Origin of the sequence: Methylotenera sp. (assembly GCF_030684185.1) — a bacterium.
GTDB lineage: Bacteria > Pseudomonadota > Gammaproteobacteria > Burkholderiales > Methylophilaceae > Methylotenera.
Window position 1 is genome coordinate 1 of sequence record NZ_JAUXOY010000002.1, and the last position, 8,887, is coordinate 8,887.

Sequence of the window (8,887 nt, forward strand, 5' to 3'; positions counted from 1 at the left end):
TTACAATTATCTACTATTATCACTGGCAGCTTGGCTGGAAAACGAGCGCTGGCGTGATGGCGCCAAGGATAAGAAAACTCATCGAGTACTCGACATTGCAACAGCAACCTTAACTAAACGCCATAAGCAACTGCGGCAGCGTGGTAAGCACCTTGAACATATGCATCCAGAAGCCCGCCACGCCGCGCGCATTGCCGCCAAAAAACTGCGTTATGCGTCTGAATTTTTTGCAAGTCTATACCCATCGGCAAAATCACGCTCATTCATCAGAAAATTGTCTCAACTGCAAGATTGCTTAGGGGTGCTAAATGACATCACCACCACAGAAAAATTACTGCAACAACTTATAGAAACAAGTCCAAACATCAAACTAGATGAAGTGCAACATTTGTTCGCTCACTGGAACGCTAGCAATAGGATTCACTTTGAAGAAAATTTAAACGAAAACTGGCAGGCATTTGCCTCTCAAAAACCATTCTGGTGTAGCAGGTAAGAAAGTGTCCAGTAAAGACGGGGCAATTCAATTCAGATTTACTTATTGAGTAGGATAGCGACAGCCTGCGCTCTTCTAGTAACATTCATTTTTTGAAACACACGCTTTAAATGACTTTTCACAGTATTTTGGCTAATGTCTAAAATTGCACCAATTTCCTGATTTGTTTTGCCAGACTTTATCCAGTGAATAATTTCCACTTCTCTGGCGCTCAATCCAGCCTCACTTACAACAAATTTAGATTCACCTGCAATATCGGCCGGCTCTAAGTGTTGGATTTTTCTTAATACGGTATCAATATGCGGCATAATCAGACCCATCACAGAATCTGGTACATCAAAAGTGTTTTCTTTACTAAAAAACACATAAAGACACTCATTACCACCCCGCAAATCACTCACACCATAAACCATTAAAGACTTTAACTGCTTAAGCTTGGTTGGTAAGCATGCTTTTAAAGCAACTTCATTTTTCGTGTCATTCAGGTGATTGATGACAAGCCAGCAACGATTATTATTTAACCAAAGCTGATGTAAATAATGCATGCAGCTATCAAACTCTTGATGCTCACCAAATATGGTTTGAGTATTAATGCCACTAACAGTAGAGGCAACATCATAATTCAATTTACCATTTTCTGGCTTATCTTCAAAATCACCCCAACATGCCAACACCACATCGTGCGGCAAAATCTCATTAACGTCACTTTGCAGCCAATTAAAAAAATCAAGATGATTATCAATCGAATAGGAACGCTGAATGACAGAAAAAATCTGCTCCCAGTGAGTTCTTGATAGCGCTTTGTGCGTTTTAATTGGGCTATTCATCATTCTTAAGCAGATTACATTGGAATTTAGTATTAATGTATAAAATATTCAATAACTATACTTGAATATTAACAATCCCTTACATCAGAAATTGTGTTGTCATTCAAAGTTAAATTATTTGAAAAATTGAAACAATCAATAGCACCGCAGCAAAACAATCATGATTGACACTTAAGGATTAAGTCATGAGTGAGTGTTTGATTAATATAGCACTGATTTTAAGTAATGGTGAAGGAAACTAAAGAAGGGAAATTTAGCTATACCTTAATCAAGTAAATTTAAATTTAGCTGAGCTTAAAGTAAGTGAAACTCTATAAAGCATCAAATTAATATGTACGTTTTCTGGGGGTGTATGTGGCGCTGTTTGATTCGATATGTCTAAATGTGATGCGTCCGTTATTAATGTCATACGGTGACAACTCAAGCGTTACCTTGTCGCCAGCTAAAATACGGATATGATTTTTTTTCATTTTCCCGCCAGTGTAAGCGATTAATTTGTGCCCATTATCCAGCGTCACGCGATAACGTGAATCTGGCAATATTTCCATCACCACGCCATTCATTTCAATCAGTTCTTCTTTAGCCAAGTATTTTTCTCCAATAATATTTTGAGGGTAATGTGTAAACTTCAATCGATAGGTTCCAAACCAAAACCCCAACGAAAAACATACACCATATAACTCTCGCGCGCATTATAGCGCTGAAGCTGTGATTAATCAATTAGTTATTAATCTAATTTAAGCCCACCCAATTCATCAATAGCCATCCGAAAACTTACAAATTAATGCACTTTAGATGATTAAATCAAAATATTGCTTGACATGCGGAATGTTTACAAGTAAAAAGTAATTTAGGCGTTTGGATGTTTAAAGTGGTTAAGTTCTAAAGACTGATTATTTGTTAAAAACCCAATCATTTAGGGTGCCTCCCTTTTTTAAAAGTATGGAATAAGATATGGCTACAGGTTTAGTTAAATGGTTTAATGATTCAAAAGGTTTTGGTTTCATTACTCCTGATGCAGGCGGCGATGATTTATTCGCTCATTTTTCAGCTATCGTTGATAGCGGCTACAAAAGCTTAAAAGAAAATGATCGCGTAAGTTTTGATGTTACAGATGGTCCAAAAGGTAAACAAGCTTCAAACATCCAAAAAGCTTAGTTAACTAGAATCCAATTCATTGGATTTCAAAAAAAATGGCCCTTAATTGGGCCTTTTTTTTATTCTAATTTTCAGAATCTCTCTAACTATTGATAACAATCATTTTCCTACTAAATTCTTAATCCAAACATGAATACTTCAGATCTAATAGGCTACTTTTCCGCGTTCTTAACCACCATAGCTTTTGTGCCTCAGACACTTCACTCTTGGAAAACTCGGGATTTATCAGGCGTTTCCTTACCAATGTACAGCCTATTTAGCATAGGTGTACTTGGCTGGCTAAGTTACGGCATTATGATTAACAGCTGGCCCATCATAGTAGCAAACAGCATAACTTTAGTGTTAGCGTGCGCGGTACTTCTCCTTAAAATCAAGCACCGTTAAAGTCACCTTACTCATGCTAGCAAGCTATTTACCAAGCGTATACACCATAACATTATCGCCCGCAGTATAACCAAAAATAGCATTCCCACCCGCAGCAACAGCAACATACTGAATGCCATCAATTTCGTAACTAATTGGCGGTGCGTTCACACCTGCATCAACTTTTGTTTGCCATAACAAATCACCCGTATTGCTGTTATAGGCATTGAAATTGCCACTACCCTCACCCATAAACAACAAGCCTGTATTTGTGGCAAGTAGCCCGCCTGTTAGCGGCTGCTCAGTTTTAGTCTGCCACTTCAGCTTACCCGTGACTAAATCAATCGCTGACAACACCCCCCATCGCGGGTCTTTTGTTGGCTCAGAAGAAGCATAGCGTATTGCTGGCACACCATCCTTGGCAGGCTCTTCAACTAAAGTATATTTGATTGGCGCATGTATTGCTGCCACATAACTTGTTTGATGAACCTCGTCCAACGCACTTGGTCCCCAATTTGAGCCACCTAAAATACCGGGATATAGTACGGTACCTTCTTTGGTCGCCTTAGCAAATAAATTTTTCTGAGGTACAAAAGCATCAGATTTCATCAATAATTTACCGGTAGCCCTGTCATTGACATAGTACCAGCCAGTTTTGCCAGCCTGACCAACAGCGGCAATCGTTTTACCGCCTTTTTTATAGTCAAATAAAACTGGCGGGCTTGCTACATCATACCCCCAGACATCATGTGGAACTTGTTGATAGTGCCATTTGACTTTGCCTGTTTCAGTATCTAATGCCACTAATGAAACGGTATATAAATTATCACCAGGGCGAGAAATATCATTCATCTGCGGCGATGGATTACCCGTACCAAAAAACAATGTATTCGTCTTTGTATCAATCGCGGGAGTGCTCCAAGCAGAGCCACCACCATAACGCCATGCGTCTTTATTGTTAATCATATTGGCTTTTTCAGCGGCCACATCACGATTCAACGAAATACCATCTGAGGTGGTTTCCGTAAATGCGCCCTCCCAACCTTGCGACGGAATCGTATCAAACTGCCAAACACGATTCCCACTCTTTACGTCGTAAGCGGCTAGAAAGCCAGGTCGACCATAACGTCCATCCACACCCACTACCGCGCCTAATGGCGCATCTTTTGTCGGCACATCCATATGTAAACCATAACCAACGCCAGTAATCCCGACAATTACCTTACCACGATAAACTACTGGTGCCATGGAAACTCCTACCCCAGTACCACCATAAGATTCTGTTTTACTTTTTGCATCAAGTTTGCTTAACGAGCTTTTATTTTCTGTTAGCGCTGTATCATCCGCAACATCAATATCCCAAAGTTTGCTTCCGTCTTTTGCATCAAGTGCAACCAATCGTGCATCAACTGTACCAATAAACACCTTACCATCACTTACTGCCACACCTCTGCTAGCAGGGCCACAGCACATTTTCCAGCTTACTCTGCGTTCATGCTTATACCGCCACAGCTCTTTACCCGTTTTTGCATCTAAAGCAGCCACATGATTAAAAGGCAAAGCTACATACATCACTCCATTAGTAACTATTGGTGTAGCTTGAAAACTTGCTACTACACCACTTTTAAACTGCCAAGCAAGTTTCAAATTTTTTACGTTCTGCTGATTGATCTGTGTGAGAGGCGATAAGCGTTGATTAGTGTAATCACGACCAAAACTAGGCCAATCTTTACCTGATGAGCTTAATTCATTACTAGAGAGATTATCAGTCTGTTTGTTCACCAAGTTCGAGCAAGCAGGTATGGAAAAGCAACCAAGCAATAATAGACTAGTAAAACCTAAACGTTTTAACTGTAGAAAATTTGATTGGCTATTCATGGCGGGTTACCTTCTGACTAACAATAAAATAATTGATTAACAAAGTATACAGATGTGTATACTCTTTGCCAATTTAATGTTGAATGCTAAGTCTTAATAATTTGCTATAACAAGATATATATTAAAAACTATGTCAGCTAGCGCCAATAGATTAAATGTAACCCAGATTAGGGCAAAGAGTAGATTGCAGATAGGTTACGCCACCATCCGTAAGCATCCATGCCATAACCAAACACATAACGGTTAGGCACTTCTAGACCAACGAAATCAGCAGAAATAGGCTTAGCATGATCTAGTTTTTTTTCAACCAATACTGCAGACAATACATTTTTAGCACCTAAGCCTAAGCATTTTTCTTTAATGGCTAGTAAGGTTATCCCTTCATCTAAAATATCGTCCACCAGCAACACTGTGCGATTCGTAAGATTTAGTTTTGGTAGCGATTGCCACACCAGTGTTTTGCCAACCGTCTGATTTTGGTAACGGCTAGCATGCACATAATCCAGCTCTAGCGAAAACTTTAACTGCGTTAGCAATTGTCCGGCGAAAACAACACCGCCACCCATCACACATATGACTACCGGGCATGCATTTTGCAGCTCAGCAGTAATTTCTTTGCTGATTTTAGTAATCGCCGCCTGAACCGCATCAGTGGAATGAATGAGTTGCGCCTGTTCTAGTAGCTGTTGTGGATTTTGTGTGTTCAATTCAACTCATTTTCGATGTGATGAAAAACTGTTTAAAAAAAACTATTTTAAATTCACTCTTAATTAAACCAATGTCTTGATTATACTAATGTAAGGTAACTTGCTCAGCATCTAATATAAAAAGTACTTCTGAACTTACTTGATGTTGAGGAGTATATTCCTCAACCCAAAATTTCAATTCATTTTTTATATGCGCTTCATTAGCATTTTGAGTGCTTTCAATCCACTTCAAGAGTTTTTTTACCCAAACATTATCTACTTGCCGCGCCTGGGCTATACGCAACTTTTCATGTGGGGTCAGCATCGTATGTTCATCATCTGCCAGCAGCTCTTCATAAAGCTTCTCTCCCGGGCGCAAACCCACATATTCAATTTTAATTTCATCCGCTTGCAACCCAGAAAGCCTGATCATATCTGCCGCCAATGCCGCAATTTTAACTGGCTCGCCCATATCCAGCACAAATATCTCTCCGCCATTACCCATCAAGCCAGCTTGCATTACAAGCTGAGCAGCTTCCGGAATCGACATGAAATAACGTGTAATGTCAGGATGGGTAATAGTCACTGGGCCACCTTTAGCGATTTGTTCGCGGAATTTAGGAATCACACTTCCGCTGCTGCCTAAGACATTACCAAAACGCACAATAACGAAACGCGTCACCTCATCATTACCAAGTTGCGATTTATTAGAAATATCTTTAGAAATATCTTCGGAAAAGTCTTCTTGCAAGCCCTGACACACCATCTCCGCCAGGCGCTTACTCGCGCCCATCACATTGGTCGGATTTACTGCCTTGTCAGTAGAAATCAAAACGAACTTCCCTACCGCAGCCTCTTTACAGGCTTTAGCTAATGTATATGTACCAATCACGTTATTTGATAGCGCTTCCCACACATTACCATTTTCCATCAATGGCACATGTTTATAGGCAGCTGCATGAAAAACCACCTCAGGCTGAAACTGCTCAAGTAAACTTTTAACACGCTGGCTATTTTTAACGTCACCCGTCATATAGAACAGTTTGGTTGAAGTTTTTTCACGGCTGAACTCTTGCTCAAGATTATAAAGTGCTAATTCAGAAATATCTAAACAAACCAAAGTATCAGGCTTGTATTTTACTATTTGCCGACAAAGCTCAGATCCTATAGAACCGCCAGCGCCACTGACCAACACAGCGTTGCCCTCAATCAAGTGTTGTAATCCTGAGTTATCGAGTTGAACCGCATCACGTCCCAGCAAATCTTCAATCTCGACGTGCCTGATTTTAGAAATCTTTATATTTCCACTCATTAAATCTTCAACAGATGGAATAGTGAAAACTTGCAAACCCGCTCCACTAGCTATTTCTATGGCTCGGCGACGCGCCTGATGAGCGTCTGCTGGTTTTGCAATAATGACATTACTAATATCTAACGATTTTGCAATTTCTGGCAATTGCGCGACTTCGCCGAGCACTTTGATACCCATTATCTCGCGTCCATGAATTGCCGCATCGTCATCAAGCAGGCCAATAACACGCCACTCCTGACTGCGCTCCAAGTCTTTCAATAAGGCTATGGCAGCCTCACCAGCACCCAGTACAAGTACTGGCTCACCGCGCATTTGGTTGAATCCATAAAGTTTATGCTCTTTCCACGAACGATAGACAAATCGGCTGCCACCCATCATAAGCATCAACAATATTGGGTTCAATACTAAAACCGCCCTTGGCACCACAATACCCACAGGTTTAAACATGAAGAGTAGAGCGACTACTGTAATAGCAGCGGTAGAAATAGCCATCAAAATTCGTTTTAAATCCGGAAGGCTAGCAAAGCGCCATACACCTTTATAAAGCCCGAATTGAATGAAAAACAATACTTGAAGTGGAATAACAAATAGAGCCACCTGCCAGATGCTGACGGTAAACTCTACAGGAATTTTGAAGTTAAAGCGCAACAGATAGGCAACAAACCAAGCCAGCACCGCAACAAGAACATCATGAAAAAACGCAGCAGATCTACGCCAACTGGGTGATTGCATGTGCTTAAAAGGAACAGATTGTTTTTTCGGATTTTCGGTAAGCATGCGTTTGATTATATTCAAATTAATTAAACCTATTTTACCTAAAACCGTAACATTAATGCGGGTTTTCTAGATTTTTTGTAATATTGATAGCAAATCTCGTCAATAACGTCATGACTTGGTAGGAGCGCAATTCATTGCGCGAATAAAGGTTATTTACATAAATTCGCGCAATGAATTGCGCTCCTACACTATTCAGACACACTTTTACGTACAAACATTGATTTCAGGGCACACCATAACAGCGCTGATAATAGCCCTAAAAACAAGCCTGCCAAGCCAAAAAGTGGTTTTTTAGGAAAAACAGGTTTTTCTGAAACCTCTACCCTACCTAACTCACTTGTGGCAAAAGTTCGCTCTGGGCTAAGTTGTTCTTCAAGCATACGCTTACGCTCGCGCAAACTTCTCAACTCACTTTCACGTGCAATTAAAAGATTGCTCACTAGAGCAGCCTGAGAAAACACACGCTCATTCAATGAATTTGACTCATTTAAAGATTTTGCTAACCTCTCTGTTTCTTCGCTGGCACGTTTCAACTCCAGCTCAGTTGATGCTAACTCTTGTTGCCAGCGGCTGATGCTGGGCGCTGACATTTTGGCATGAATACTTTTCAATTCAATAATGACAGCGTTCATTTGCTGTTTAACTTCGTTAGAAGATGTGCCTTTTAAGGTTAAACTAATGAGTTCAGATTTTTCTAATTTGACTTTAAGGGTGTCTCTAAACAGCTTGGCTTTAACATCATAATCACCATTTTTTAGCCCCAGTCTTGTCAAAACATCATTTTGAAAAGACTTGTTTTTAATGCGATCTACCAACTGCAAAGGCGGCTCTATCGGGCTGCCCACATTCCCCACATTCCCCACATTCCCCACATTCCCCACATTCCCCACATTCCCCAACTGCCCAACCCTAACCAAAGCACTTGCCTGCCATTGTGCAGGCAAAACAAATGCAATAACAACACCCAAAACTGCACCCAACAATGCCCCACCGAGCAAAGCGTAAAAATTACGTTGCATAAATGCCACTAAATCGAGCAAGCTCAACTCATCATCAAATTGATTTTCAGACGTTACAGAGAGTGCACTTTTAGATTTATTCATATTATTTTGTTACCTTCTATTAAATTACTAAAACGTGGATTACTTGGGCATAAAATTTCTAAACTTGCCTAGCCGTTCCCTGAGCCTGCCGAACCATAATCGTTCCCTGAGCCTGCCGAACCATAATCGTTCCCTGAGCCTGCCGAACCATAATCGTTCCCTGAGCTTGTCGAACCATAACCGTTCCCTGAGCTTGTCGAACCATAACCGTTCCCTGAGCTTGTCGAACCATAACCGTTCCCTGAGCTTGTCGAACCATAACCGTTCCCTGAGCTTGTCGAACCATAACC

10 protein-coding genes are annotated in these 8,887 nt (G+C 40.6%); 3 read left to right on the forward strand and 7 right to left on the reverse strand.

Annotation, left to right across the window (positions count from 1 at the left end; genetic code table 11):
* Positions 1-493 (forward strand): CHAD domain-containing protein (locus Q8J82_RS00010; protein WP_305327533.1); only part of this gene is annotated, 493 nt, incomplete at its 5' end.
* A 38-nt stretch (positions 494-531) separates the two neighbouring features.
* On the opposite strand, the gene epsA is transcribed toward Q8J82_RS00010, so the two are convergent.
* Entirely contained in the window at positions 532-1,323 is a 792-nt protein-coding gene (epsA, locus tag Q8J82_RS00015; protein WP_305326884.1) for an XrtB/PEP-CTERM-associated transcriptional regulator EpsA, read from the reverse strand.
* 323 nt (positions 1,324-1,646) lie between these two features.
* Entirely contained in the window at positions 1,647-1,907 is a 261-nt protein-coding gene (infA, locus tag Q8J82_RS00020; RefSeq protein ID WP_304890944.1) for a translation initiation factor IF-1, read from the reverse strand.
* A 367-nt stretch (positions 1,908-2,274) separates the two neighbouring features.
* Here infA and Q8J82_RS00025 point away from each other — a divergent pair, with 367 nt between their 5' ends.
* Positions 2,275-2,478: a cold-shock protein gene (locus tag Q8J82_RS00025; RefSeq protein ID WP_013147957.1), complete on the forward strand. Its 204-nt coding sequence runs from the start codon at positions 2,275-2,277 to the stop codon at positions 2,476-2,478.
* A 129-nt stretch (positions 2,479-2,607) separates the two neighbouring features.
* On the forward strand, positions 2,608-2,862 hold the full coding sequence (locus tag Q8J82_RS00030; RefSeq protein WP_305252415.1) for a SemiSWEET transporter: 255 nt from the start codon (positions 2,608-2,610) through the stop codon (positions 2,860-2,862).
* Positions 2,863-2,886: 24 nt separating this feature from the next.
* On the opposite strand, the gene Q8J82_RS00035 is transcribed toward Q8J82_RS00030, so the two are convergent.
* The 5 genes from Q8J82_RS00035 to Q8J82_RS00055 all read right to left on the reverse strand — a co-directional run.
* A complete protein-coding gene (locus Q8J82_RS00035) occupies positions 2,887-4,719 on the reverse strand; it encodes a PQQ-binding-like beta-propeller repeat protein (RefSeq protein WP_305327534.1) in 1,833 nt (610 codons plus the stop codon).
* Positions 4,720-4,886: 167 nt separating this feature from the next.
* Complete coding sequence (locus Q8J82_RS00040; RefSeq protein ID WP_304908711.1) at positions 4,887-5,426, reverse strand: hypoxanthine-guanine phosphoribosyltransferase; 540 nt, start codon at positions 5,424-5,426, stop codon at positions 4,887-4,889.
* An 85-nt stretch (positions 5,427-5,511) separates the two neighbouring features.
* Positions 5,512-7,449, reverse strand: coding sequence for a nucleoside-diphosphate sugar epimerase/dehydratase (locus Q8J82_RS00045; RefSeq protein WP_305326936.1), 1,938 nt, complete (start codon positions 7,447-7,449; stop codon positions 5,512-5,514).
* 233 nt (positions 7,450-7,682) lie between these two features.
* Positions 7,683-8,597 (reverse strand): Wzz/FepE/Etk N-terminal domain-containing protein, encoded by a 915-nt coding sequence (locus tag Q8J82_RS00050; protein ID WP_305327535.1) that lies wholly within the window; start codon positions 8,595-8,597, stop codon positions 7,683-7,685.
* A 39-nt stretch (positions 8,598-8,636) separates the two neighbouring features.
* Positions 8,637-8,887, reverse strand: a 251-nt coding sequence (locus Q8J82_RS00055) for a hypothetical protein (RefSeq protein WP_305327536.1), incomplete at its 5' end; no start/stop codon positions are given.